Annotated in this window: 24 protein-coding genes; 10 read left to right on the top strand and 14 right to left on the bottom strand. The window is 68.9% G+C overall.

The window, feature by feature from the left end; genetic code table 11:
- Window positions 1–52: 52 nt before the first annotated feature.
- The 5 genes from ACQPYZ_RS00320 to ACQPYZ_RS00300 all read left to right on the top strand — a co-directional run bounded on the left by ACQPYZ_RS00320 (window position 53) and on the right by ACQPYZ_RS00300 (window position 3620).
- Window positions 53–313 (top strand): cell division protein CrgA, encoded by a 261-nt coding sequence (locus ACQPYZ_RS00320; protein WP_393160651.1) that lies wholly within the window; start codon window positions 53–55, stop codon window positions 311–313.
- Window positions 314–551: 238 nt separating this feature from the next.
- The gene (locus ACQPYZ_RS00315; protein ID WP_433164041.1) at window positions 552–1160 is read left to right on the top strand and encodes a hypothetical protein; all 609 of its coding nucleotides are present in this window, start codon (window positions 552–554) and stop codon (window positions 1158–1160) included.
- A 70-nt stretch (window positions 1161–1230) separates the two neighbouring features.
- The gene (locus tag ACQPYZ_RS00310) at window positions 1231–1755 is read left to right on the top strand and encodes an EXLDI protein (RefSeq protein WP_433164040.1); all 525 of its coding nucleotides are present in this window, start codon (window positions 1231–1233) and stop codon (window positions 1753–1755) included.
- A gap of 141 nt (window positions 1756–1896) precedes the next feature.
- The gene (locus ACQPYZ_RS00305; RefSeq protein ID WP_433164039.1) at window positions 1897–2844 is read left to right on the top strand and encodes an ATP-binding cassette domain-containing protein; all 948 of its coding nucleotides are present in this window, start codon (window positions 1897–1899) and stop codon (window positions 2842–2844) included.
- Entirely contained in the window at window positions 2841–3620 is a 780-nt protein-coding gene (locus ACQPYZ_RS00300) for an ABC transporter permease (protein WP_433164037.1), read from the top strand. Before ACQPYZ_RS00305 ends, ACQPYZ_RS00300 begins: the two co-directional genes overlap by 4 nt.
- 15 nt (window positions 3621–3635) lie before the next feature.
- Here the strand turns inward: ACQPYZ_RS00300 and ACQPYZ_RS00295 are convergent, their stop codons facing one another.
- Complete coding sequence (locus tag ACQPYZ_RS00295; protein WP_433164035.1) at window positions 3636–4328, bottom strand: pyridoxamine 5'-phosphate oxidase family protein; 693 nt, start codon at window positions 4326–4328, stop codon at window positions 3636–3638.
- Between the two features lie 69 nt (window positions 4329–4397).
- Between ACQPYZ_RS00295 and ACQPYZ_RS00290 the strand changes: the two genes are divergently transcribed.
- Window positions 4398–5771 (top strand): PLP-dependent aminotransferase family protein, encoded by a 1374-nt coding sequence (locus ACQPYZ_RS00290; RefSeq protein ID WP_433164034.1) that lies wholly within the window; start codon window positions 4398–4400, stop codon window positions 5769–5771.
- On the opposite strand, the gene ACQPYZ_RS00285 is transcribed toward ACQPYZ_RS00290, so the two are convergent.
- The 9 genes from ACQPYZ_RS00285 to ACQPYZ_RS00245 form a co-directional block, all read right to left on the bottom strand.
- Window positions 5758–6438 carry a hypothetical protein gene (locus tag ACQPYZ_RS00285; protein WP_433164032.1) on the bottom strand — a complete coding sequence of 227 codons (681 nt, stop codon included), beginning with the start codon at window positions 6436–6438 and terminating at the stop codon, window positions 5758–5760. The two genes, ACQPYZ_RS00290 and ACQPYZ_RS00285, sit on opposite strands and share 14 nt — an antisense overlap.
- A gap of 239 nt (window positions 6439–6677) precedes the next feature.
- Window positions 6678–7511, bottom strand: coding sequence for a hypothetical protein (locus tag ACQPYZ_RS00280; protein ID WP_433164030.1), 834 nt, complete (start codon window positions 7509–7511; stop codon window positions 6678–6680).
- 157 nt (window positions 7512–7668) lie between these two features.
- Complete coding sequence (locus ACQPYZ_RS00275; RefSeq protein ID WP_433164029.1) at window positions 7669–7797, bottom strand: hypothetical protein; 129 nt, start codon at window positions 7795–7797, stop codon at window positions 7669–7671.
- Window positions 7798–8047: 250 nt separating this feature from the next.
- Window positions 8048–9043 carry a glycoside hydrolase family 43 protein gene (locus tag ACQPYZ_RS00270; RefSeq protein WP_433164027.1) on the bottom strand — a complete coding sequence of 332 codons (996 nt, stop codon included), beginning with the start codon at window positions 9041–9043 and terminating at the stop codon, window positions 8048–8050.
- Between the two features lies 1 nt (window position 9044).
- Window positions 9045–11267 (bottom strand): family 43 glycosylhydrolase, encoded by a 2223-nt coding sequence (locus tag ACQPYZ_RS00265; RefSeq protein WP_433164025.1) that lies wholly within the window; start codon window positions 11265–11267, stop codon window positions 9045–9047.
- Window positions 11268–11293: 26 nt separating this feature from the next.
- On the bottom strand, window positions 11294–12121 hold the full coding sequence (locus tag ACQPYZ_RS00260) for a carbohydrate ABC transporter permease (protein ID WP_433164023.1): 828 nt from the start codon (window positions 12119–12121) through the stop codon (window positions 11294–11296).
- Window positions 12118–13059: a carbohydrate ABC transporter permease gene (locus ACQPYZ_RS00255; protein WP_433164022.1), complete on the bottom strand. Its 942-nt coding sequence runs from the start codon at window positions 13057–13059 to the stop codon at window positions 12118–12120. Before ACQPYZ_RS00255 ends, ACQPYZ_RS00260 begins: the two co-directional genes overlap by 4 nt.
- Window positions 13060–13061: 2 nt before the next feature.
- On the bottom strand, window positions 13062–14390 hold the full coding sequence (locus ACQPYZ_RS00250) for an ABC transporter substrate-binding protein (RefSeq protein ID WP_433164020.1): 1329 nt from the start codon (window positions 14388–14390) through the stop codon (window positions 13062–13064).
- A 28-nt stretch (window positions 14391–14418) separates the two neighbouring features.
- Window positions 14419–15912 carry an alpha-N-arabinofuranosidase gene (locus tag ACQPYZ_RS00245; protein ID WP_433164018.1) on the bottom strand — a complete coding sequence of 498 codons (1494 nt, stop codon included), beginning with the start codon at window positions 15910–15912 and terminating at the stop codon, window positions 14419–14421.
- A 93-nt stretch (window positions 15913–16005) separates the two neighbouring features.
- Here ACQPYZ_RS00245 and ACQPYZ_RS00240 point away from each other — a divergent pair, with 93 nt between their 5' ends.
- Both ACQPYZ_RS00240 and ACQPYZ_RS00235 read left to right on the top strand, forming a co-directional pair.
- A complete protein-coding gene (locus tag ACQPYZ_RS00240; RefSeq protein ID WP_433164017.1) occupies window positions 16006–16383 on the top strand; it encodes a VOC family protein in 378 nt (125 codons plus the stop codon).
- A 26-nt stretch (window positions 16384–16409) separates the two neighbouring features.
- Window positions 16410–17411, top strand: a complete 1002-nt coding sequence (locus tag ACQPYZ_RS00235; RefSeq protein ID WP_433164015.1) for a LacI family DNA-binding transcriptional regulator — start codon at window positions 16410–16412, stop codon at window positions 17409–17411.
- A gap of 24 nt (window positions 17412–17435) precedes the next feature.
- Here the strand turns inward: ACQPYZ_RS00235 and ACQPYZ_RS00230 are convergent, their stop codons facing one another.
- Window positions 17436–18578 carry an FAD-dependent oxidoreductase gene (locus ACQPYZ_RS00230; RefSeq protein WP_433164013.1) on the bottom strand — a complete coding sequence of 381 codons (1143 nt, stop codon included), beginning with the start codon at window positions 18576–18578 and terminating at the stop codon, window positions 17436–17438.
- Between the two features lie 96 nt (window positions 18579–18674).
- Here ACQPYZ_RS00230 and ACQPYZ_RS00225 point away from each other — a divergent pair, with 96 nt between their 5' ends.
- Entirely contained in the window at window positions 18675–19226 is a 552-nt protein-coding gene (locus tag ACQPYZ_RS00225) for a TetR family transcriptional regulator (protein WP_433164011.1), read from the top strand.
- On the opposite strand, the gene ACQPYZ_RS00220 is transcribed toward ACQPYZ_RS00225, so the two are convergent.
- The 3 genes from ACQPYZ_RS00220 to ACQPYZ_RS00210 form a co-directional block, all read right to left on the bottom strand.
- Complete coding sequence (locus tag ACQPYZ_RS00220) at window positions 19207–19989, bottom strand: sugar phosphate isomerase/epimerase family protein (protein WP_433164009.1); 783 nt, start codon at window positions 19987–19989, stop codon at window positions 19207–19209. The two genes, ACQPYZ_RS00225 and ACQPYZ_RS00220, sit on opposite strands and share 20 nt — an antisense overlap.
- 8 nt (window positions 19990–19997) lie before the next feature.
- Window positions 19998–22517, bottom strand: coding sequence for a DUF4328 domain-containing protein (locus ACQPYZ_RS00215; RefSeq protein WP_433164007.1), 2520 nt, complete (start codon window positions 22515–22517; stop codon window positions 19998–20000).
- Between the two features lie 205 nt (window positions 22518–22722).
- Window positions 22723–23439, bottom strand: coding sequence for a DUF4328 domain-containing protein (locus ACQPYZ_RS00210; RefSeq protein ID WP_433164005.1), 717 nt, complete (start codon window positions 23437–23439; stop codon window positions 22723–22725).
- Between the two features lie 127 nt (window positions 23440–23566).
- Here ACQPYZ_RS00210 and ACQPYZ_RS00205 point away from each other — a divergent pair, with 127 nt between their 5' ends.
- On the top strand, window positions 23567–24040 hold the full coding sequence (locus ACQPYZ_RS00205) for a methylated-DNA--[protein]-cysteine S-methyltransferase (protein WP_433164003.1): 474 nt from the start codon (window positions 23567–23569) through the stop codon (window positions 24038–24040).
- Window positions 24041–24053: the final 13 nt, after the last annotated feature.

The following is a 24053-nucleotide window of genomic DNA, read 5'->3' as shown; positions in this document are numbered from 1 at the left end:
TCCGGGCCTGAGCCCTGCGCTCAGCTTATGCGTCCTTACAAGGAGTTCAGCCGTGCCCGAGTCGAGCAGTCGCAACAAGAAGAAGACCGACAAGGTCAAGGCGGAGAAGACGCCGAAGAAGCCGCGCACCACCAGCCGCGTCTGGGTGGCGCCGCTGATGCTGACCTGCTGGCTGCTCGGTCTCGCCTGGCTGGTCGTCTTCTACGTGGCCGGCCAGGACATCCCGGTGATGAACGACCTGGGCAACTGGAACCTGCTGATCGGCATGGGCCTGATCGCCGTCGGCTTCGTCGTCTCCACTCAGTGGATCTAGTCCGGGCGGAATCACAGGCGTGGAGTTATCCACACCCGTATCCCCAGCTGTGCACAGCTTTCCGCCGACTTGTCCCCAGCTTGTCCCCGGTTTCTCCACGATCCCCAGCGCACAGTCGGCCAAATCTGTGGATAACCCAGGTTTGAGCCGGGCAGTTTCCACACCGTTCACGTAAGCGGCGAACCGTCGTACCGTCGAAGGGCCGGACTGCGGCTTGAGAGACGGGGAGGGTCTCGCCATGTTTGTGCAGGTCATTCAGGGACAGGTGACGGATGCCGAGCGGGCGCACGCCGCGCTCGACCGGTGGGTGGCGGAGCTGGCGCCCGCGGCGACCGGGTGGCTGGGGACGACCGCGGGTGTGACGGAGGACGGGCGGTTCATCGCGCTCGCCCGGTTCGAGTCCGCCGACGACGCCCGGCGAAACAGTGAGTCGCCCGCGCAGGACGCGTGGTGGACCGAGTTCTCGTCGGTGTTCGACGGCGAGGCGGTCTTCCACGAGAGCGAGGACGTCGTCGTCGACATCCAGGGTGAGCCCGACGCGGCCGGCTTCGTGCAGGTCATGCAGGGTTCGGGCAGCAATCCGGAGCGCGCCCGCGAGCTGATGGACCAGGACCCGGAGCTGTGGGCGGACTTCCGCCCCGATGTGATCGGCAGTGTGTCGGCCATGTACGACGACGGCGACTACACGATGGCCATGTACTTCACCAATGAGGCCGACGCGCGCGAGGGCGAGAAGAAGAACCCGCCGCCGGAGCTGAAGGCGCAGATGGACGAGTTGCAGGCGCTCGCCTCCGGGCCGCCGACGTTCTTCGACCTCAAGCAGCCCTGGCTGTACTCGCCGAGCTGAGTCTACGTAGAGATATATGTAGACATCTACGCACCTCCTACGTATAGTTCTACGTAGGAGGGGAGACGAGATGCCCAACAAGACGATCTACGTGTCGGACGACGACCTGCCGCTGTACAAGAAGGCGCAGGAGCTCGCCGGGAACCTGTCCTCGGCGATCTCGATCGCGCTGCGCAAGTACGTCGAGCTGGAGGAAGGCCGGCTCGAGGGGTACGACGAGATCACCGTGCGGGTCGGCCGGGGGACCGGCCGCAAGCAGCGGTTCTCCGGCGTACTGCTCGCCGAGGGCGGCCGGTCCAGCAAGTCGGGGTACGAGGCCTTCAAGGTCTACCGCAGCCGCTCGGGGAAGTTCGTCCTGCACGCCGACCGCCGCAACCAGTTCATCCAGGGCGCCGACGACGAGCAGTACCTGTCCGGCTGGCGATCCTGGGTCGGCAACTGGAGCACCGACCAGTCCTGGAGCATGGCGCAGGGCGAGGCCACGCTGCACGTGGTCGACACGGTCGAGGAGCTTCGTGAACTGATCCCCGAGGATCTCTACGAGCTGGTCGAGGAAGCCGCCGAACAGCCCGCGGTGGAGGACCTCGACATCTGACCACCTACTGACCCCGTCGCACTGACCACCGACCGCTGACAGCGGCTCGGTTGGATCAGTACGCCCGAAATCTCTCCTCTCCACACCCTTCAGGCCACCTGGGCCAGGTTCACCCTGCCCGAAAACACCCAAGGAACCCTCATGTCACCAGCAATCGACGTGCGCGGTCTGCACAAGTCGTACGGCGACAAGGTCGTGCTCGCCGGCATCGACCTGACCGTTGCCGAAGGCACCATCTTCTCGCTGCTCGGCCCGAACGGCGCCGGCAAGACGACCGCGGTCCACATCCTGTCCACGCTGACCACCGCCGACGCCGGCGAGATCCGGGTGGCCGGCCACGACCTGCACCAGGACCCGGAGGCGGTCCGGGCCGCGATCGGCGTCACCGGCCAGTTCTCCGCGGTCGACGGTCTGCTCACCGGCCGGGAGAACCTGATCATGATGGCTGACCTGCACCACCTCGGCCGCCGCGAAGGCCGCCGCCGGGCGGACCAACTGCTCGAGCAGTTCGACCTGGTCGAGGCCGGCGCGAAGCTGGCCACGACGTACTCCGGCGGCATGCAGCGCCGGCTCGACCTCGCGATGACCCTGGTCGGCCGCCCGCGGATCATCTTCCTGGACGAGCCCACCACCGGCCTCGACCCGCGGAGCCGGCACAACATGTGGCAGCTGATCCGACAACTGGTCGCCGACGGCGTGACCGTTTTCCTCACCACGCAGTACCTGGAGGAGGCGGATCAGCTCGCGGACCGGATCGCCGTACTCGACCATGGCCGGCTGGTTGCCCAGGGCACCCCGGAGGAGCTGAAGCGGCTCGTCCCCGGCGGGCACATCCGGCTGCGGTTCACGTCACCGGAGGAGTTCGCGCTGGCGGGCCGGGTGCTGCCGACCGCCGTACCGGACAACGAGTCGCTGGTCCTGCAACTGCCGAACGACGGCAGCGTGCACTCCCTGCAGGCGCTGCTGGCCCGCATCGACGACGCCTCGCTCGACGTCGACGAACTGACTGTCCACACCCCTGACCTGGACGACGTGTTCTTCGCCGTCACCGGTCAGCCCACTGCCGACAAGGAAGCGGTCGCGAGATGAGTTACGCACTTCAGGACACTGCCACGATGCTGCGCCGCAACCTGCGGCACGCGCAGCGCTACCCCGGTCTGTCGCTCGGCGCCCTCGGGATGCCGGTGATCATGATCCTGCTGTTCGGCCTGGTCTTCGGCGACACGTTCGCGGCCGGGCTCGGCGGGGGCGACTTCGACTACCTCGACTTCCTCACCCCGGGCATCCTGCTGATGTCGATCGCGTCCGGGACGATGTCGCCCGCGGTCGCCGCCTGCACCGACATGACCGAGGGGATCGTGTCCCGGTTCCGGACGATGGCCATCTTCCGGCCGGCCTTTCTCACCGGGCACGTGCTCGGCAACGTGATCCTGACGATCGTCAGCCTGGCGCTGGTCGTCGGGTTCGCCGTACTGATTGGCTTCCGGCCGAACGCGTCGGTCGGGGAATGGCTGCTGGCGAGCGGCCTGCTGATCGTGCTGACGGTCGCGCTGACCTGGTTCGCGATCGCGCTCGGGCTGACCAGCAAGACCCCGGAGGGCGCGAGCAACGTCGTCCTGCCGATCAGCCTGCTGCTGCCCTTCCTCAGCAACACGTTCATCCCGCTGGAGTCGATGCCGGGTGGTATCCGGTGGTTCGCCGAGTACCAGCCGTTCACCCCGATCATCGACACCCTGCGCCACCTGCTGATCGGGACGCCGATGGACGACGGCGACGGCTGGCTCGCGCTGGCCTGGTGCCTGGCGATCGCGGTGGTCGGCTACTTCTGGGCGCAGAAGAACTACAACAAGGGGACGGCTGCCTGAGTCCGGGCTGGGCTGCTAGGAAGGAGCGCCGAGCAGGTTCGCGCGGGTGCGGACGTGCGCGGGGACGAGAAGGTCGCAGTCGGGGTTGGTGAGCGGTTCGCCGGCCGAGACCTGGAGCGGGATCACGCCAGTCCAGTAGGGCAGGTCGAGATCCTGCTCCTCGTCGTTGGCGGGCCCGGAGCGGGTCTTGACCGATGCCTCGGTCAGCTCGAGCGCCAGGACCGAGGTCTTGGCGAGCTCCTTGCGGTTGGGCGGACGGACCGCGGTCGACCGGCCGGGCACCAGGTGGTCGACGATCCGGTTGAGGCCGTGGAGCTTCTCGTCCGGGTCCGTCACCAGCCGCGGTACGCCGAAGACCACCGCGGACCGGTAGTTGACCGAGTGGTGGAAGGCCGACCGGGCCAGGACCAGACCGTCGGTGTGGGTGACGGTCACGCAGATCGTCTGCTCGGGCGCCGCGACCACGCTGCGGGCGGCGACCGATCCGTGCAGGTAGAGCGTGCCGTCGGGACCGCGGTCGAGGTCGATGCCGTACGCCGTGGGAAGCACGAGCGGAGCGCCGTCGACGACGACGCCGAGGTGGCAGAACATGCCGTCGAGGAGCACGTCGTGCAGCACCTGACGGTCGGTGGCGGCCCGTTCCTTCGAGCGCCGCAACGAGGTCCGGTCAGTCGGCGAGAGCGGAGTGGCGGTCGGCGTGGTGGTCATGGGACCAGGTTGCGGGCATCGGTGGCATGCTGGCACGGTCCATTCCCGAGCGAATCAGGTAGTCCATTCGTGCAGAGCTCGCTGCCGCTGGTCCTCGACCGTACCGCCGGTCCGCCGCTACACCTGCAGCTGGCCGAGCAGTTCCGGGCGGCCATCCGCGACGGCCGGCTCCAGGCCGGCCACCGGCTCCCGTCCACGCGGGATCTGGCCAAGGACCTCGCGGTGTCACGGTCCGTCGCGCAGGCGGCGTACGACCAGCTCCACGCCGAGGGCTGGATCGAGGGCCGGACCGGCGCCGGCACCTTCGTGACAGACGTGGCGCCGCTGCAGCCCGCCGTACGACGCCGGCGCGAGCCGCGACCGGACCAGGACGCCGGCCTGCTCACGCTCCGCCCTGGCATCCCGTACATCAGCCCGACCCCCGACCCCGGCTGGCGACGCGCCTGGCGGGAGGTGTCCGCCCAGTCGCCACCGCGCGGGTACGACGACGCGGCCGGACTGCCCGCCCTCCGGGAGGCGCTCGCCGAACACGTCGGCCGCGTCCGCGGGATCGCGTGCGGCCCGGAGAACGTGCTCGTCACCAACGGCACCGTCCACGGCCTCCGGCTGCTGCTCTCGGTCACGCTGCCACCGGGCGAACGGATCGCGATCGAGGACCCGGGCTACCTCAACGCGGTCGTCGCCGCGCGGGACCATCGGCTCGAGATCATCGACGTACCCGTGGACGAGGACGGCCTCCAGGTCTCGTCTCTGACCGAGTGCGCGGCCGTCTACGTCACGCCGTCACACCAGTACCCACTCGGCGGCCGGCTCCCCGTTGCCCGGCGCAACGAGCTGGTGCGGTGGGCGCGGCGTACCGGGACGATGCTGATCGAGGATGACTACGACAGCGAGTTCCGGTACGACGTCGCCCCGCTGCCCGCGCTCGCCCAACTCGACCTGGACCGCGTCGTCCACCTCGGCACGCTCTCGAAGACCCTCAGCCCGTCGCTCCGCCTTGGCTGGCTGGTCGCCGCCGACACCATGATCGACCGCCTCGCCACGTTCCGCGGTGACTCGGGCGACTGGCCCGGCTGGCCGATGCAGGCCGCCCTGCTCACCATGCTCCGCGACGGCTACCTGGACCAGGTGATCCGCCGCAACCGCCGCCTGTACGCCGAGCGTCGACTGCACACGTGCACCGTGCTGGCGCCGTACGGACAGGTCATCGGACAGGACGCGGGCCTGCACATCACGTTGCTCCTACCGGAGTACGTCGACGACCGCGAGGTAGCCGCGGCCGCGCGCGACGCCGGCGTCGTCATCGCCCCGCTGTCCGAGTACCGCCGTACAACCTCCGGCCCACCCGGCCTGGTCATCGGCTACGCCACCCCCTCAACCCCCGACCTCCACAAAGCCCTGACCATCCTGACCACCGTCCTGAACCGCCTCAATCCCCGTTGAGCGGATCCGGCCCTGTCGCCCACCGGTGGTAGACGGGATCGTCGAACGTGCCGTCGACCTTGCCGAGGCCGTTGATGACCGTTGCCGTCCCGTTGGCGTGCCCGACGGCGTACTGGTAGGCCGACCCGGTGTCCTTGTCGATCCCGAGCAGCACGGTGCCGTAGTTGCCGCACTTGCTCGCGACCAGCGTCTCGAACCCCTGCCAGGTCCTCGTCCGCACCGGCGTCACGACCGGCTTCATCGGCGCCGCGGTCGGGATGCGGATGGTGTAGAGCGCCCCGCCGCGCGTGTTCGCCAGGAACGTGTCGTACGTCGGGGTCTTGCTGATCAACGCCATCGCCTTCACCGACGCGAACCCCGGCGCGGACCCGGTGCGACTCCACGTCGCCGCGTTCCACCGGAACAACACGCCGTCGTTCCGCAGCCCGTACGCCGTCGTCCGCCCGCCGTACTGCGAGACCTCGAACGTGGTGAAGTTCGTCCACCCCCGCCCGACCGGCTGCAGGTCGTTCGGCCAGTCCGGGTTGATCCAGCCGTCGGTGGTGAGCGAGTACTTCCGCTCGTACAACGAGTCGCCCTGCAACACCCACCCCGAGATGTCCCCACCCGAAACATTCGGAATCACCGTGAACGCACTCGCCACCCGGACCTTGCCCGGCTCGAACACCCCCGCAACGGTCCCCCCGGGCGTATTCGAGCTCACCGCCCCCCGATGCCCACCGTCACCCGTCACCGTCCCCAACGCCACCCTGCAACTCGCGGCCGCTCCCTCCACGACCGCGCCCGCAGGCACGTTGCCCCCCACAACCCCCAGCACAACCACCACAGCAACAGCCCAACTCCGTCGCACCATGGTCCGCCCCTTCGCTCAACCACCTAGATGCGCGCGAAGCCGAAAAAGTTACGTCACTCCCCGTTGAGCGGGTCCCACACGAAACGCCATCTGAAGTCGACCGGATCAGGGAACGTCCCCTGAACCTTCCCGAGCCCCTGGATGACCGTCGCCAGTCCGTTCGCGTGCCCGACGGCGTACAGATAACCGGACTGCGTGTCCTTGTCGATCCCGAGCAGCAACGTCCCCGACAGCCCACACTTCACCGCAAGCAGCGTCTCGAACACCTGCCAGGTCTTCGTCCGTACGACCTTGACGACCGGCCGCAGAGGCAGCGCCGTCGGAATCCGCACGGTATAGAGCGCCCCACCCCGCGTATTCACCAGGAACGTGTCATAGGCCCGCGTCGTGCTGATCAAAGCCATCGCCTTGACCGACGCAAACCCACCCGCTTCTCCTGATCGCCGCCAGACATGCTCGATCAATTGCCACCGGAAGAGCCTGCCGTCGTTGGTCAACCCATACTCCGACGTCCGAAGAGTCTGCCCATGCTGCATCTCAAGCAACTCGGCCTCCTCCAGGGCCTTGAAATCGGTCCAACCACCACCGATCCGAGTCAGCACCCGTGGCTCACTCGGCATGCCGCTGATCAGGGCGTAGCCGCTGCTGTACAAGGCGCCACCCTGCACCACCCACCCGCGGATGTGCCAGGACGCCGCGATGTCCGGCTCCGCCACGAAGGTGCTGCTGAGCCGTACCTGCCCCGGTGCGTAGACAGCGCTCGCCGTCCGATTGAGAACCACCGTCATCGTCGGCGGCGAACCCGCCGTCACGAGATGGTTGGTGTGATCCCCTCCCGCGGTAACAGTCCCCACATGCATGCTGCACGCGAGCGACGCTTCTTCCACGACCGCATTCCCCGACGGCGCCAACCCCGCCACCGCCAGAACCACCGCAACCCCGCCACAAACCAAACTCGACCGCAACATTCCCCTGCCCCCTAACTCCCCCTTCATTCAGCGCCTCCGAGCGGAGAACAGCAAGGGACAGCGGCCGACGGTTCTGCTACGCCGAGTGGGGGTCGCGGAACTGGTCGAGGTCCAGCTCCACCTCGATGCCATTGAGGACCGCCACGATGCGCGGGTGCTCCGCCCCGGTCGCGTGGCGATAATCCGCCAGCGTCGACAGCAGCATGTCGTTCCGCCGCTCGAGCCGAGAGACAACCGCCTGGCCGACTCCCAACCACCTCGCCCGTCTATCCGCAGTACGCCGAGCCCGCACGGCGCCCGCGGTCCGTCGAGTCACCGCGGGTCGGGCGAGATCACAGCGTTCTCGACGAAGCGGGCGATAGCACGCGCACGAAGACCGGGCGGGTGGGAGCGGCGCGAGGAGCGACGCAGGAGCGAACGTAGTCGCCGCGTGGGCTGTCTGCTGCGTGCGCTGTCTACGGTTTGTTGGGGTTGTCCTTGAGCGGCGGTTGGACGGTGGGGACGTCTCCGTTCCACGTGAGTTCTGAGAGCCACATGGAGCGGCCGGGTGGGTCTACGCCGACCGCGGACGGGTCCCAGGCGTGGTAGACGAACCAGTAGCGGCCGTCCTTCTCCAGCACCATGTTGTGACCCGGCCCCGCGGCGACGTCGTTCGTCACGAGAATGGGATCGCCGGACTTGGTGCACGGGCCGGTTGGGGAGTCGCACACCGCGTGGCCGACGGCGTACGTCTCCTTGTCGTAGGCGTTCGCCGAGTAGAACAGGTGGAACTTCCCCTCCCGCTCCACCATGTACGGCGCCTCGACCAGCTGACCCTCCCAGTCGAGGTCCTGCTTGATCAGCCGGCGCGTCGGCCCGACCAACCGCAGTCCGTCGGGCGACAGCTCCGAGACGTAGATCCAGGTGTCGACCCCGATCGCGTTGCCGTCGTTCTTCCAGTACAGCCAGCGCTTCCCCGACGAGTCCTGGAACGGCGACGCGTCGATCGACCCACCCTCGTCCACCTGACAGATCAACGGCTTGGACGATTTGTCGACATATGGACCCGCTGCCGAGGAAGCGACCGCGACCCCGATGCACTGTCGCCCGGACGCGTCGTCGGAGGTGGTGTAGTACATGACGTATCGATCAGCAGCGTGTACGGCGACCTCCGGCGCCCACACCTTGCCCGGCGTGGTCCACGGCGGCAGCGACGGCAACGCATCGCCCACCTGCTCCCACGAGACCAGGTCGCCGGACTTCAGCGTCTGCACGTTGCCGAGCGAACCGTTGGTCGCGAAGGCGACGAAACCGTTGTCGACGGCAATCACCTGCGGGTCGGCGAAGTTCTGGTCGTAGACCGGGTTGGTGAACCCCATCGGGGACGCTCCTTCCGAGGACGCACGGCCGGGGTCGCTGCAACCACCCAAGCCCATCACGAGCAGCAGCAACAACCCCAGCCGGCGTCTCATCTCACTTGCTCTCGTAGAACCGCAGGTACTCGAACGTCGCTACCGGCGGTACGGCGGCTCCGGTGAACTCACCGTGTGCGTACAGCCCGAGCCGGGCCGGAGCAGGCAGCACCCACGCCGCGCCCCAGGTCCAGTTCTTCCCGTCCACCGACGTGCCGGCGCGGTACACGTGCTCGCCGGCAGCGTTCTCGTGGTACGCGAGCCGCATCCACAGCGTCGGCGCCGATCGCCCGATCGCGGCCCCGCCGTACGACGTCGCGCCGTCCGACGGCCGTGCCACGAGCTCACGCCCGTACTCGGTCTGCCGGGTCCGCCAGATCGCCACGTTCCCGAGGCGGGCGAAGTCGCTGTCGTTCAGGTACGCGATCATCCCGGCCTGCTGGTAGTTGCGGATGTCGCCCTCGCCGAGGTCGAGGTGGAGCTTCGTCTCCGCGATCCAGCTGGACGTGGACGGCGTCCGGTGGAACAACAGACCGGCGTTGTTCCCGCCACCGACCAGGTCCGCGTTCTGCAACGGCCAGGACAACTTGCCGTCAGCAACGACCGCCTTCGCGTCGGGCCGCACCCACGACCAGTCGGCGTCCAGCGGACCGTTGAACTCGTCACCCGTGAGCAACTTCCCGGTCCGCGGTACGTCGGCCATCCGCCGGACCGGAGCCGCCACCGGCCGGACCGTCAGGTTGTCCACCTCGGCCGACCCGACCCACCGCACCGGCGCCGACTTCACCTTCAACCCGGGTACGACGAGCCGCGCCTCGGCGTACAGGTCACCCAGCCCGGCGTCGGAGAGCCGCGCCGTCACGGTCGAACCGGACACCTGGACGCTCAGCTTGTTCCAGTCCGACCGGTCGAAGCCCGCGGGCAACGGTGCCGACGCGGTACGGCGACCGGCGACAACGGTGATCCTGGACGACGACACGGACGCGACGACCGCCGTACCGCCGAGCACGGTGGTGAACGACGACCCCAGCCGGACGTCAGCCTCCACGCGGAGCGAACCGCCCGGAGCCGCGCGACGGGTCTGCGCGAGGCCCGAGATCGCGGCCGTCGGACCGCCGAGGGCGTCGCCGGGCCGACGGGAAGCTCCGTACAGGCCACCGGCCGGGTCGGTCGCCGAGATGCCCGACCCCGACCCGGTCGTCGGGGCCGGTACCGGGCCCTCGGACGGGCCGAGACCGGCGCGGGTCCGCGGCCAGCCGTCGATCCAGTCGATCCGGTCGATCAGCATCGGCCGCCGGTTGATCCCGAACGGCTCGGTCAGCCAGGGCGTGCCGCGGTCGATCGCGTGGTAGACGATGTGGTCCTGGCCGGCCGCGTCCGTCATGAACGCGTGGTGGCCCGGGCCGATCCACTTGTTGCCGTTCTGCGTGATGACCGTCGTCCCGCCGACGCGGGACACGAGCATCGACGCGCCGTCCTTGTCCAGGAACGGGCCCTTCGGCGACCGCGAGCGGCCGGCGAAGACCGAGTACCCGGTGGTCGGTCCGGCGCAGCAGTTCATCGACGAGGCCATCAGGTAGTACCAGCCGTCGCGGTAGACGACGTACGAGCCTTCGTACCGGTCGCCGATCGTCACCTGCGTCGGCTCGCCGACCGCCTGCAGACCGTCGGGGCTGAGCTCGGTGACGGAGATGCCGCCGTAGAAGCCGCCGTAGTACAGGTACCGCTTGCCGTCGGCCGCGGTCAGCAGCGCCGGGTCGATGGTGCCGAAGTAGCCGCCGTTGCCGTCCGGCTTCGGGGTGACGACCGGGCCGCTCGTGGCGGTCCAGGGGCCCGCCGGGGTCGGGGCGGTGGCCACGCCGATCGCGGGATCGCCACCGGGGTTGGCCGCGGTGTCGGTGACGGTGAAGTACATGACGTACTTGCCGTCGAAGTACCGGATGTCGGGCGCCCAGAAGAACGACCCGGGCGCCGCCCAGGTGGGTTTGGTCTGGTCGTCGAAGACCGTGCCGAGGTACTCCCAGGAGCTGAAGTCCTTCGTCCGGGCCATGTGCATCAGCCCGAACGGACCGCCGGAGACCAGCGGGTCGGAAGTGGCGTACGCGTACCAGTAGCCGTCGCGGCCCTGGATGACCGCCGGATCGGCGAACGTGTCGGCGAAGCTCGACGAGATGGCGTTGGTCGTGGTCGGGCCGGCTGGTGGTGCGGCGGTGGCAGCAGACGTACCGGCGGCCACGGTGGCCACAGCAAACGCTGCGGCCAGCAATCGTCTCGTGGAAGGCACAGGCGGGTCCCTTCTGATTCGGTGGGTCAACCTTTGATGCCGCTACGCGCGACACCTTCGATCACGTACCGCTGGACGAAGACGTAGAGGATCAGCACGGGTACGGCGGCCACGGTCGCGCCGGCCATGATCACCGGGTAGTCCGTGGTGTAGGCGCCCTGCAAGAGGGTCAGGCCGGCCGGCAGGGTCAGCCGCTCCGGGCTGAACAGCACGAACAGCGGCCAGATGAAGTCGTTCCAGTTCGACAGGAACGACAGCACGGTCAGCGTGGCCAGCGCCGGCTTGGCATTCGGCAGGATGATCCGGGTGAAGATGATCCACGAGTTCGCGCCGTCGATCAGCGCGACCTCTTCGAGTTCCTTCGGGATCGCCAGGAAGAACTGCCGCATGAAGAACACCCCGAAGGCACCGGCAGCGCCGGGTACGACGAGCGCGGCCAGCGTGTCCAGCCAGCCCAGGTTGTCCATCAGCAGGTAGTTCGGCATCAGGAACACGAAGCCGGGCACGAACAGCGTCAGCAGGATCACGCTGAAGATCGCGTTCTTGAACCGGAAGTTCATCCGGGCCAGCGCGTAGCCGGCCATCGACGCCACCGTCACCACCAGCAACGCGTGCAGCGCGGCCGCGGCGAAGCTGTTGAGCGCCCAGCGCAGCACCGGGTTCTGACCGCCGGTGGTGAGGATCTCGCCGTACGCCCGGCCGGTCGGCTCCTGGGGGAGCAGGGTCGGCGGGTCGGACTGCGACTCACCGATCGTCTTGAACGAGGTGATCACCATCCACAGCAGCGGAAGGATGACGAGGACCGCCAGCAGGACCACCAGGATCCAGAAGGCGGCGGACGGTCGGCGCCTCACGACTTGCGCTCCCTCAGCAGGACGAAGTTGAGCACGGAGATGATCGCCAGGCACAACGCGAGCAGGTAGCTCATCGCGGTCGCCTGTCCCATCCGGAACTGACCGAACCCGGTGTCGGTGATCACCATCAGCGCGGTCGTGGTGGTGTCACCCGGACCGCCCTGGGTGATCAGCACGGACTGGCCGAACATGTTGGCGCTGGCGAGCACGGTGATCGTGATGATGAAGACCGTGACCGGCCGCAGCCCCGGCAGCGTCACGTTGCGGAACTGCTGCCAGCTGTTCGCGCCGTCCAGCTCGGCCGCCTCGTACTGCTCCTGCGGAATGTCCTGCAGACCGGCGAGGAAGATGATCGCGTTGAAGCCGGCGGTCCACCACACGGTCACCGCGACCAGCGAGATGAACGCGTACGGCTGGTCGTTCGTCCACCCGATGTCCGGTACGCCGAACAGCCCGAGGAACGCGTTCAGCAGCCCGAAGCTGGTGTCCAGGATGTAGCGGAACATCAGTCCGATCACCGCGACGCCGAGGACGAACGGCGCGAAGTACACGGCCCGGAAGAACGTCCGGCCCGGGAACTTCCGGTTCAGCAGCACGGCGAGCGCCAGCGGCACCGCCACCAGGAACGGCACCGACGCGACCGTGAAGATCCCGGTCGCTCGCATGCTGTGCCAGAACGGCTCGGCCGTCGCCGACAGCGGGTCGAACAGGTCCTTGTAGTTCTGCAGACCGACGAACGGCTTCCCGGGCAGCTGGAAGTCCCAGTCGTGCAGGCTCATCCAGAACCCGAAGAACGCGGGCCCGACCACGAACAGCAGGAACAGCAGCAGGTACGGCGCGAGGAACAGGTACGGCGTCGCGCGGCCGTACCCGCGGACCTCGGTCGACGCGCGGGTGCGACGTCTGCGGATCGCACCCGCGTCGGCCTGGACGACCACGACTACGCGCCGTACTTCTTGCGGTTGGCCTCGAGGATCTTGTCCGCCCGCGCGGCAGCGTCCGAGAGGGCCTTGGCCGGCTCGGCCTTCTGCAGCACGGCCTCGTTGACGGCCTTGTTCAGCTCGTTCATGGCGTCGCCGATCCCCGGCACCGACGGCGGGAAGCGCAGGTAGTCGATCTGGGCCGCCAGCGCCGCCTGCTCCGGCAGGGCCTTGAACTCGGCCGACTCGCGGACCTGCTTGCGGGCCGGGACCTGCCCGCCCTTGGCCCACTCGAGCGACTTCTGGCTGACGTAGTTGACGAACACCCGGGCCGCGGTCGACTTGTTCGCGTCCGCGGTCTTCAGCTTCGGCAGCACGAACTGGTGCGAGCCGGCCCAGGCGGCCTCGGTGCCGCCGATGTTCGGCAGCGGGGCCACGCCCCACTCCAGGCCCTTCTTCTCCCGGAACGTGTTGATGTTCCAGATGCCGTTCCAGACGAACGCGTTCTTGCCGTTCATCACGGCGATGTTGTCCGCGTCCTGGCCGACGTTCTTCGGGCTGTGCCCGTTCTTCACCAGGTCGGAGAACCAGGTCAGCGCCTTCACCCCGCCGTCCTCGTGCCAGGTCGCCTTCGACGAGTCGTCGTTGAAGAGGTTGCCGCCGAACTGCCAGAGCAGCGCCTGCACGGTGAGGACGCCGGTGAACGGGAACGGCGTCGCCCAGTGGCCCTGGATCCCCTTGCCCTTCAGCGCGTCGAGGGCGGCGGCGTACTCGTCCGCGTTCGTCGGCGGCTTCTCCGGGTCGAGCCCGGCCTGGCTCATCACGGTCTTGTTGTAGAAGAAGCCCAGCGGGTGGACGTCGAGCGGGATGCCGTACCGCTTGCCGTTGAACTCGCCGGCCTTCCAGACGACCTCGGAGAAGTCCTCCTGCTTGAGCTCGAGCGCCGTCGCGACGTCGTCCAGCGGCTCGATCACGTTCCGGGCGGCGTTGGTGGCCAGCGAGTCCACGTGCATGATCGCGACCGCGGGACCGCGGCCGCTGCTGACCGCGGTGGGCAGCTTGGTGTAGTAGTCCGCCCACTGCATCACGGTCATCTTGACCTTGATGTTGGCGTTCTCGGAGTTGAACTGGTCGACCAGTTTGCGCATGAACGGGCCGTCACCGCCGGTGAAGCCGTTCCAGAAGTCGAGCTCGACGTTCGGGCCGTCGTACCCCTTGGCGCCGCCGTCTCCGGCCGCGGGTCCGGCGCCGGGCTTCCCGGCCGATCCTTCGCCGCACCCGGCCAGGAGGCCGGCCGCGCCGGCTGCGCCGATACCGCCGAGGACGAGGCGCCGGCTGATGGTGTTCACGATGTTCCTCCAGGGGAGAGGCCCCTCTTTACAGGGACAGCCGCAGTAGATGCCACGACGCCGGGGGCAACGTGGCGGTACAGATCCCGTCGACGACCTCGGTGCCGTCGACGGACCGGGGCACCACCCGGTCGGGATCGTCCGCGGTGTTCACCGCGGTCCGATCGTCGTCGTACAAGGCGAGGTGCTCGACCACCCGGAGGCCGCCGGCCACCGGGATCTCGAGGTCGACCTTGTCGGTCTCACTCCGGTTCACCACGAAGATCGCGGTCTCCCCGGTCTTCTCGTCGTACGTCGCCGTGCTCCACAGCGCCGGGACGCGGCCGAACGCGGCCGTGTCGATGTCCGGACCGCCACTGACCACGGTCCGCAGCACCATCGGACCGGCGTACCGCGCGGTCAGCGCGAACGGGTGGAAGATGGTCTGCCGCCAGGCGCGGCCGTCCGGTTCGGTGCGGATCGGGCCGATCACGTTGACCAGTTGCGCGAGGCAAGCGATCTTCACCCGGTCGGCGTGCCGGAGCAGGGTGATCAGCAGGCTGCCGACCACCACCGCGTCGTCGACGGTGTAGGTGTCCTCGATCAGCGGGCCGACCTCGCGGATGTCCAGGCCGAGCTCACCGGGGAAGCGCTGCTGGTACCAGACGTTCCACTCGTCGAACGACAGCGTCAGCTCCTTGTCGCTGCGCTTGAGCGCCTTCACGTGGTCTGCGGTCGCGACCACGGCGGAGATCATCCGGTCCATCTCCTCGGACGCGGCCAGGAAGCTCGTCTGGTCGCCGTCCTTCGGCTCGTAGTACGCGTGCAGGCTGATGTGGTCGACCAGGTCGTAGGTGCGCTCGAGGACCACCCGCTCCCACTCGCCGAACGTCGGCATGCCGGCGTTGCTCGAGCCGCAGGCGACCAGCTCGAGGCCGGGGTCGACGCGGCGCATCGCGTTCGCGGTCTCCTCGGCCAGCCGGGCGTACTCCTCGGCGGTCTTGTGACCGATCTGCCAGGGCCCGTCCATCTCGTTGCCGAGGCACCAGACCCGGATGCCGTGCGGCAGCTCGTGACCGTTCGCGACCCGGCGGTCGGGCAGCTCGGTGCCGGCCGGGAGGTTGCAGTACTCGAGCAGCTCGACCGCTTCCTTGATCCCGCGGGTGCCGAGGTTGACCGCCCAGATCGGCTCGACGCCGGCCTTGCGCGACCAGTCGACGAACTCGTCGGTGCCGAACTGGTTCGGCTCGATCGCCCGCCAGGCCAGGTCGAGCCGGCGCGGCCGCCGGTCCTTCGGCCCGACGCCGTCCTCCCAGTCGTAGTTCGAGACGAAGTTTCCGCCGGGGTAGCGGATCGTGGTGACGCCGAGCTCGCGGACGAGCTCCAGCACGTCCTCGCGGAAGCCGTCGGGGTCCGCGGTGGCGTGCCCGGGCTCGTAGATGCCCGTGTACACGCAGCGTCCCATGTGCTCGACGAACGAGCCGAACACCCGTCGGTCGAGCGCGCCGACGACGAACGCAGGATCCACCACCAGTCGCGCCACGAAGCCTCCCTGCGGTCTTTACATCGTTTAACCTGGATTTCTACAACGATTGACCTGACCTGTAAAGAGCTCGTAGCCCGCACACTGAGGGACATGCCGAGAATCCAGTCCGTGGTCATCCACTGTCACGACCCGTACCTGCTCGCGCCGTTCTGGAGCCTGGCCACCGGGCTGCCGGTGCACCCGGACGACGTCAAGGCACTGGCCTCGCACTCACTGGAGGAGGACGAGTCGGTCCTGCTCGGGACCCGCGACGGGTTCCACGTCTGGATCACTCCGGCCGAGGAGCTGAAGCCGCCGGGGCGGATCCATGTCGACGTCACCGGTGAGGACGAGGACCTGCGGTCGCTGCTCAAGGCCGGGGCGTCGGTCACCCGGGAGTTGCCGCACTGGACCGTGCTGTCCGATCCCGAAGGCAACGAGTTCTGTTTCGTGCCGGCCGTGGCACACTCAGGCTCGTCGGCCGGGTGATCGGGCCGGGTGAGACGGAGGTAGGGATGACGACCAGGCTGAGTGACGTGGCGGCGCGGGCCGGCGTGTCGGTGAAGACGGTGTCGAACGTCATCAACGACTACCCGCACATCACCTCCCAGACCCGGGCGAAGGTCGAGGCCGCGATCGCCGCGCTCGACTACAAGCCCAACGTCAGCGCGCGGTCGCTGCGCAAGGGCCGGTCGGACTTCATCGCGCTCGCGATCCCGGAGATGGCCTCGCCGTACTTCGCCGAGCTCGGCGCCGCGGTCAGCCGGGCCGCGAAGAAACGCGGCATCACCGTGCTGATCGACCAGACCGAAGGCGAGTCCGCGGCCGAGAAGCTGGTCCTGGACGGGATGCGCGGGCAACTCATCGACGGCATCATCTTCTCCCCGATCACCACCGCACCGACGCGGATCGGCACCGCCGGTACGGCGAAACCCCTGGTCCTGCTGGGCGAACGGCCGGCCGGCGGCACCTTCGACCACGTCGCGGTGGACTCGGTGCAGGCGTCGTTCGACGCGACCACCCACCTGGTCTCGATCGGCCGGCGCCGGATCGCGGCCATCGGCGTCGGCGGTGGTGCGGGCACGGGCGCCGTACGACGGAAGGGCTATCGGAAGGCGTTGAAGGCGGCGGGCCTGCCGCACGATCCGGCCCTGGAGCTGGCCGGGACCGGGTATCACCGGCCCGACGGCGCGGCCTCGATGCGCGAGTTGCTCGCCTTGCCCGAGCCGCCGGACGCCGTGTTCTGCTTCAACGACCTGCTCGCTCTCGGGGCGTTGCGCACGTTGGCCGAGGCCGGCCTGTCGGTGCCGGACGACGTGGCCGTGGTCGGCTTCGACGACATCGAGGACGGTCGCTACCACTCGCCCTCGCTGACCACGATCTCCCCGGACAAGGAGTGGCTCGCCGAGAACGCGGTCGGCCTGCTGCTCGAGCGCATCTCCGGGAACGCCGACGCCGAACGCCGCGACCTCAGCGTCCCGTACACGCTGGAGATCCGGGAGTCGACGACCGGCTGACGGTCTGCCGGCCGGTTGGTCCGCTCAGCGGTCCGGAATGCCGGCCAGTTGCTTCGCCAGGTTGTTCTGCGTTCTCCCCAGCCTGCCGGCGAGTCCGAGTACGGCGTTCCGCAGCGGTCGGACCGGTCGCGGCAGGTTGGCCAACCTGGTCAGCCGGTGAGCGACCGCGATCACCCGCAGGGCTTCGACGCGGCTGTTCCTGGCGTAGAGGTCCAGGCCTGCTTCGTCGCCCAGGGTCAGAGCCGCGGACAGCGCGTCGGCCAGGGCGACCGCGTCGCGGAGGCCAAGGTTCATGCCCTGACCACCGGCCGGGCTGTGGGTGTGGGCGGCATCGCCGGCCAGCAGCACCCGGCCGGCTCGGTAATTGTCCGCCACCCGCTCGTGGATCCGGAATCGCGAGCCCCAGACGACTTCGGTGACCTTCGGCGAGTTCTTCCGCGGGCCGCGGGCCGTGATCAACTGCTGCGCGTAGGCGAGATCCGGGTGCTCGGGCGCCGAGTCCACGGATGCGACCAGCCGGAACGACCCATCCGGCAGCGGCGCGATCACCAGCAGTCCCGCGGTCGAGAACGACAGCGAGATCTCGTCCGCCGACAAACCCTCGGCCCGGATGTCGACCAGGCTGAACGAGAGCTGCAACGTGTCGCCTGGCATCTGCAGACCGACGAGATCGCGGATGGTGCTGTTCATGCCGTCGGCGGCGACGACGTACTGCGCCTTGATCACGTCGCCGGTGTTCAGCGTCACCTCGGCACCGTCCGCGGTCTGGGTCACTCCGTCGGCGACGTAGGGGCGGAGGACCGCGCCTCCGAGCTCCTGCAGCCGCTCGAGCAGGATCTGCTCGGTCTGCGACTGCGGCAGCATCAGCGTGAAGGGGTAGGCGGTCGGCAGGTCGCTGAAGCGGACCGGCACGAGGCGGCGATCACCGTCGCGGATGGTGAAGTCGTCGAGCTTCAGCCCCTCGTCGACCAGCCGCTTGCTGACGCCGCTCGGCTCGAGCAGCTCCAGGGTCCGGGCGTGGATGACGGCGGCGCGCGAGGTGTTCGCACCCTCGGCCTGCTTGTCGACCACCACCACGGAATGTCCGTGCAGCCGCAACTCGACCGCGACCGCCAGCCCCACAGGGCCCGCTCCCACCACCACGACCTCTGCACTCTGCGGAGTCATCGTCGCTCCCTCCTAGTCATTTATCAACGCTTGTTGACTTTTACTGTAGGCAGGTCGGGAACGGAAGTCAACAAGTGTTGGCATATGCTGCACGGTATGGCGGAACGGAAGTCGGACCGGACCCGGGCGGCGATCCTCGCGGCGGCCCGCGAGCGGTTCGGGGCGGACGGGTACGAGCGGGCGACGATCCGGGCGATCGCGGCCGACGCGGCGATCGACCCGGCGATGGTGATGCGGTACTACGGCAGCAAGGAGAAACTGTTCGCCGCGGCCGCCGAGTTCGATCTCCGGCTCCCCGACCTGGCCGGGCTGCCGCGGGACGAGCTCGGGCAGGCGTTGATCGGCCACTTCCTCGAGCGGTGGGAGGACGACGACACCTTGCGGGTGCTCCTGCGCGCGGCGGTGACCAACGAGTCCGCCGCCGCGCGGATGCGCCAGCTGTTCGCCGCCCAACTGGCCCCGAGACTGCGTGACCTCGGCGTCGACGAACCCGTCCTGCGGGCCGGTCTGGTCGCCACCCAAACCCTCGGCCTGGCGCTCTGCCGCTACATCCTCGAGCTCGGCCCGGTCACGGCTCTCTCGCACGAGGCCATCGTCACGACCATCGGCCCCACCCTCACCCGCTACCTCACCGGCCCGCTGCCGTAAGCCAATCCTTCGTGGCGGGCAGGGTTTCCTCGAGTGGTGGGAGCTGGGGGTGCCACTTGAGCTCCCACTCGAGGGAGAGCGGGTAGTCGGTGCCGCTGAGGGTCGCGAGCAGCTCCCGGATCGGGTAGTCGCCGGTGCCGACGGCGACCGGGCGGTAGCTCTGGCGGGAGTCGGTGTCCTTGATCTGGACGAACTCGATCCACGGCTTCAGCAGGTCGAACGCCTCGGCCGGGGTCTCGCCGTGGCTCCAGGTGTGCGCGCTGTCCCAGATGACCCTGACATTGTGCCCGGGCACGTCGCTGTCGAGCAGCGTGCAGAGCGCGGCCATCTTCCGGCCGGCCGAGTGCGAGTCGTGGGTCTCCAGCAGGATGCGGGAGTCCGTCGGCGCGGACGTGACCCGGTCGAGAGCGCGGATCTCGCCGGCGCTCGGTCCGTCCGTCGTACCGGGGTCCGGGTCGGGGTCACCGGGGAAGACGCGGACGCCGCGAGCACCGAGGTCGGCGGCGAGCTCGAGGTGCTCGGCCAGCGGTTGGTCCTCGACCGCGCACAGCCGGACATAGCTGCTGATCGCGAGGATGTCCAGGCCCGCGTCCTCGATCCGGGCCCGCAGCTCACGCCGTTGCGCCGCCGTCAGCCCGGTGTTGGTGAACTCGTCGTCCGCGGCCCGGAGTTCCAATCCGGTGATATCGTTGCCTTTAGCAAGCTCCAGGACGTGGTCGAGGGGCGCGCCGGGGCAGCCGAGCGTGGAGAAGGCGAACGTCATGGAGCCGATCAGACCCACCGACGGCGGGGGTGCGTGCGCGGAGTGGTGCTGGTCTGCTCGTCCTGCTCCGGCGTCTGCTGCTCGTAGCTGTACGGCGACTGCTGCTGGTACTCGGGCTGCTGCTGCTCCTCCGGCGAGTAGTAGCCGTAGTCCGAGGAGGAGGCTGCCGACGACGAGCCGCCGTACGAGTCGGCCGAGTACTCCTGGCTGTAGCTGTCGTACGACGGCTGCACGCCGCTGTACTCCGAGCCGCTGTACGACGTCGAACTGTAGGAGTCGTACGACGTCTGCGGCTCGTAGCTGCCCGAGTAGTCCGAGGACGACGAGTAGCCGTAGTCCGTGGAGCCGGCCTCGTAGTTGCTGCTGCTCGAGTAGTCCGACTGCCCGTACGACGTGTACTCCGGGCCGGCGTCGTACGTCGACTGGTACGACGAGTCGACGTACGAGCTGTAGGTCGGCTCCGCCGGGTAGCTGCTCTCGGGGTACGACGGCTCGGGACCGTACGACGGGACCGGCGGGAGCGGCTTCGACGGGGTGAGGAAGTCGTCCTGCTGGGCGACGGCCGGGGCCGGCTCGTAGTAGCCGGAGCCCGCCGACACGTGCGACGACGGCTGGGTGTGCTCCGACGGCGCGTACACCTCGTGCGACGAGCTCTCCGGCTGGATCGCCGACGGGCTGTCGACCGCGACCCGAGCGGCCCGGCGGCCGGCGCGCGCAACTGGCGCGGGCTCAGGCTCGGGTGCGGGCTCGACCTCCGCCGGGGCGGACGGGGAGGTGAGGTAGTCCGAGGTCTCGGACGAGTAGCTCCCGGACGAGTAGCCCTCGGACGAGTAGCTCTCGGAGTAGCTGCCGGTCCAGGACGGCGCCTCGGCCGCGGGCTGCGAGACGGCGGGCTGCGAGACGGCGGGCTGCGACGCGGCCGGCTGGTAGCCGGACGGCTCGTAGCCGGACGGCTGGTACGCGGACTGTTGATACTCCGACTGCTGGTACTCCGATTGCTGGTACTGGGACGGCTGGTAGGAGTACGGCTCGGGCTCTACGACGGTCAGCGGCGGCGTCTCGTCCAGGTAGCTGCTCGCGGTCACGGTCGTGGTCGACAGCGGGTCGTCGTTCGCGGAGCTGAGGTAGTCGCTCCAGGTGGTCTTCTCGTACGCCGGCTCCTCGGTCGCCGGCTTCTCGTCCTGCCAGGCCGCCGGCTTCTCGTCCTGCCAGGAGGCGACGGCGTCGAACTGCTCGGTCGACGGACCGCTGTCGTCGTCCTGCCAGCTCTGCACGACCGGCGCGAACGGGCTCCACTTCGGCGCTTCCTCGACCGGAGCGTCCCCGCCGAACGCCGGCGGCACCTCCCCGAAGGCCGGCCGCTCCCCACCGAAGGCCCGATCCCCACCGAAGGGCCGATCTCCACCAAGGGACCGGTCGTCACCGAAGGCTCGATCCCCACCGAGGGACCGGTCGTCACCGAAGGGCCGGTCGTTTCCGAAGGACCGGTCGTCGCCGCCGAACGGGCGGTCGCCACCGAAGGCCGCGGGCGCACCGAACGGACTGCCGCCGCCGGGGAACGCACCGGCGGCGGCGCCGTCGCCCGGAAAACCAGGGGCCGGGGCCGCGGCGGGCGCCGGAGCGAACGGGCTCGCCGCCGGCGCCGGACCGCCACCGGCCAACTGCAGCTCGGGCTGACGCTCGAGCCGCAGCGCGGGCGCCGCGGCGATCGGCTCGTTGATCGCCGGCTGCTCGTCGGTGTCGTCGTTCGCGTACGTCGGGACCGCGGTCAGCTTCGGCTCGCGCTGGTCCCACCACGGGACCCACTCGCGGCTGGTCTGCATGTGATTGATCTTGCGGATCACCAGCGTCGCGGCGACCGCCGAGACCGCGGTCAGCAGCAGGGACGCCGTCCCCGCGAGCGCTATCCCGCGCAGCGACCCGACGGTCGCCTCCATCCACATCAGGAACCGGCGGACGACCACGTCGAACGCGAGAGCGCCGATCCAGGTCACCCACCACACAGTCGTGAGGGCGGGGGTCCTGAATCGGCGCAGGTCGTCGGTGTACACCGGGGTCTTCGGATCGCTGGCGAGCCAGACGTCGTCGACGATCTGCTTGGGGTACCAGAGATTGGGTCCGGGGCAGAACCAACTGGCGAGGACCCAGCCATGGCTGCGGCGATGGTCGGCCTGGCAGAAGACCTCGGAGTTGACCCGGGCCCGCCAGAGCCAGATCACGAAGACGACGGCCGCGGCGACGGAGATGACGACGTTCGGGACGGCGGTGATCTTGGCGATCGCGTCGGCGCGGTTCAGATCCGCGGCGTCGACGTCGACGTCGAGGCCGCCGCGGAGGAACTGGTTGACCACCCCGTAGGTGTTCCAGTCGGACCAGGTGGACAGCAGATGGGTGAGGGTCGACGCTCCGAGCAGCCCGATGGCGATCTTCCCGATCGTCCCGACCTGCTGGAACTCCTCAGCTGCGTGTGGCTGCCACTCTTCGTCATGGTCCTGGACAGCAGACAATGTTGGCTGCGGGTGGCTCACGTCTCGCGTCCCTCGCGTTGCTGGAACTCCGTCTGTTCGGCGTTTCGGCCAAATCCTGCCCCCGCATGACCGAGCCACATTGATACCACGAAGTAAGTACCCGTGTGGAGTCGGGTCCAGCACGGAGGGTGTCGACTTAACGTGTTCTTTTCGTACGCCCATCACCTCTTGTAACGACGAATTCGACGGTGCGTGACGGTGTGCTTTACCGCGCAGGAGGTTGGAATCCGGTCGGCGACGGCCCGACCGCCCACCACGGGACCCAGGCCCGTTTGGTCTGCAGCTCGTCGATCCGCCCGATCAGGATCACCGCGAGCACCGCGGCCGCGGTGGTGAACAACGCCGAGATCGTCGACAGGACGACGTTCGTCCGCAGTTGGTCCGGCTCGGTCGCCGCGACCAGGATCCCGCGTTGTACGACGTTCCCCGACACCAGGCCGGCGACCCAGGTCAGCCACCAGGCCCAGACCAGCCGCGTGCCCGGGATGTCCTGCAGGGTCGCGGCCTGCGGCGGCGTCCGCGGGTCGCTGGCGGCGACGATGTCGTCGACCACCTGCTTGGGGTACCAGAGGTTCACCACCGGGCAAATCCAGCTGCCCAGCACCCACCCGCGGGTGAACCGGTGCTCGCCGCGGCAGAACATCTCCGCGTTCCACCGGACCCGCCACAGCCACACGATGAAGACCGCCGCGGCCGCGAGCAGCGCCAGTGCGGCGACGATGCCGAGCGAGCCGGAGATCAGGTCGGCCTCGGCCAGCCGGTCCGGGTCGTCGGCGTGGTCCCGGACCGTCTGGTACGAGTACCAGTCCGACCACGCGGTCGCCCAGGTGGACACGGTGACGACCCCGATCAGGATCGACGCGGCCAGGCCCATCGCCCGCTCGGAGCTGAACCAGCGGTCCAGCGGCGGCTGGGTCGGCATGTGTCACAAATAGCACAACACCCTGTGACCAGGCGAGGACTACTGGTTGTTACCGCGGAGGTGTCGCCCGGTGGTCGATGTCGCGAAACCGCCGGAAACTGTCGGTCGCGGACGGCAGGATGGAGCCATGCGCTGGTCCGTCATCGACTCTCCCATCGGCGACCTCTCGCTGGCCGTGGACGAGACCGGGCTGTGCCGGCTGCACTTCGGCCGCGTCGACCAGCACCTCGAGCCCGACCCACTGCTGACCGAGACCCAGGAACAGCTCAAGGCGTACTTCGCCGGCGAGCTCCAGGAGTTCACCGTGCCGCTCTCGGTCCGCGGCGGCTCCGACTTCGAGCGCGCCGTCTGGGCCCAGCTGCGCCGGATCCCGTACGGCGAGATGCAGACGTACGGCGAGGTCGCGAAGACCGTCGGCGATCCGGGCGCCGCCCGAGCCGTCGGCGTCGCCTGCAACCGCAACCCGATCGCGGTCGTCGTGCCCTGCCACCGGGTCGTGGGGGCGGGCGGGAAGATGGTCGGCTTCGGCGGCGGGATCCCGCTCAAGCGTCACCTGCTCGAGCTCGAGGCCCGGATCACGCTCGAGACACTGTGGAGCTGACGACCTGGAACTG

It is taken from the genome of Kribbella sp. CA-247076, from assembly GCF_050942445.1.
GTDB lineage: Bacteria > Actinomycetota > Actinomycetes > Propionibacteriales > Kribbellaceae > Kribbella.
This window is presented reverse-complemented; position numbering and strand designations above follow the sequence as displayed.

Bases quoted from the DNA above. Each gene is read 5' to 3' on its own strand.
- ACQPYZ_RS00205 (WP_433164003.1), top strand. From the start codon at position 23,567: ATGCGCTGGTCCGTCATCGACTCTCCCATCGGCGACCTCTCGCTGGCC.
- ACQPYZ_RS00235 (WP_433164015.1), top strand. From the start codon at position 16,410: ATGACGACCAGGCTGAGTGACGTGGCGGCGCGGGCCGGCGTGTCGGTG.
- ACQPYZ_RS00240 (WP_433164017.1), top strand. From the start codon at position 16,006: ATGCCGAGAATCCAGTCCGTGGTCATCCACTGTCACGACCCGTACCTG.
- ACQPYZ_RS00220 (WP_433164009.1), bottom strand. From the start codon at position 19,989: ATGACGTTCGCCTTCTCCACGCTCGGCTGCCCCGGCGCGCCCCTCGAC.
- ACQPYZ_RS00210 (WP_433164005.1), bottom strand. From the start codon at position 23,439: ATGCCGACCCAGCCGCCGCTGGACCGCTGGTTCAGCTCCGAGCGGGCG.
- ACQPYZ_RS00315 (WP_433164041.1), top strand. From the start codon at position 552: ATGTTTGTGCAGGTCATTCAGGGACAGGTGACGGATGCCGAGCGGGCG.
- ACQPYZ_RS00230 (WP_433164013.1), bottom strand. From the start codon at position 18,578: ATGACTCCGCAGAGTGCAGAGGTCGTGGTGGTGGGAGCGGGCCCTGTG.
- ACQPYZ_RS00295 (WP_433164035.1), bottom strand. From the start codon at position 4,328: ATGACCACCACGCCGACCGCCACTCCGCTCTCGCCGACTGACCGGACC.
- ACQPYZ_RS00310 (WP_433164040.1), top strand. From the start codon at position 1,231: ATGCCCAACAAGACGATCTACGTGTCGGACGACGACCTGCCGCTGTAC.
- ACQPYZ_RS00225 (WP_433164011.1), top strand. From the start codon at position 18,675: ATGGCGGAACGGAAGTCGGACCGGACCCGGGCGGCGATCCTCGCGGCG.
- ACQPYZ_RS00270 (WP_433164027.1), bottom strand. From the start codon at position 9,043: ATGAGACGCCGGCTGGGGTTGTTGCTGCTGCTCGTGATGGGCTTGGGT.
- ACQPYZ_RS00275 (WP_433164029.1), bottom strand. From the start codon at position 7,797: ATGCTGCTGTCGACGCTGGCGGATTATCGCCACGCGACCGGGGCGGAG.
- ACQPYZ_RS00305 (WP_433164039.1), top strand. From the start codon at position 1,897: ATGTCACCAGCAATCGACGTGCGCGGTCTGCACAAGTCGTACGGCGAC.
- ACQPYZ_RS00300 (WP_433164037.1), top strand. From the start codon at position 2,841: ATGAGTTACGCACTTCAGGACACTGCCACGATGCTGCGCCGCAACCTG.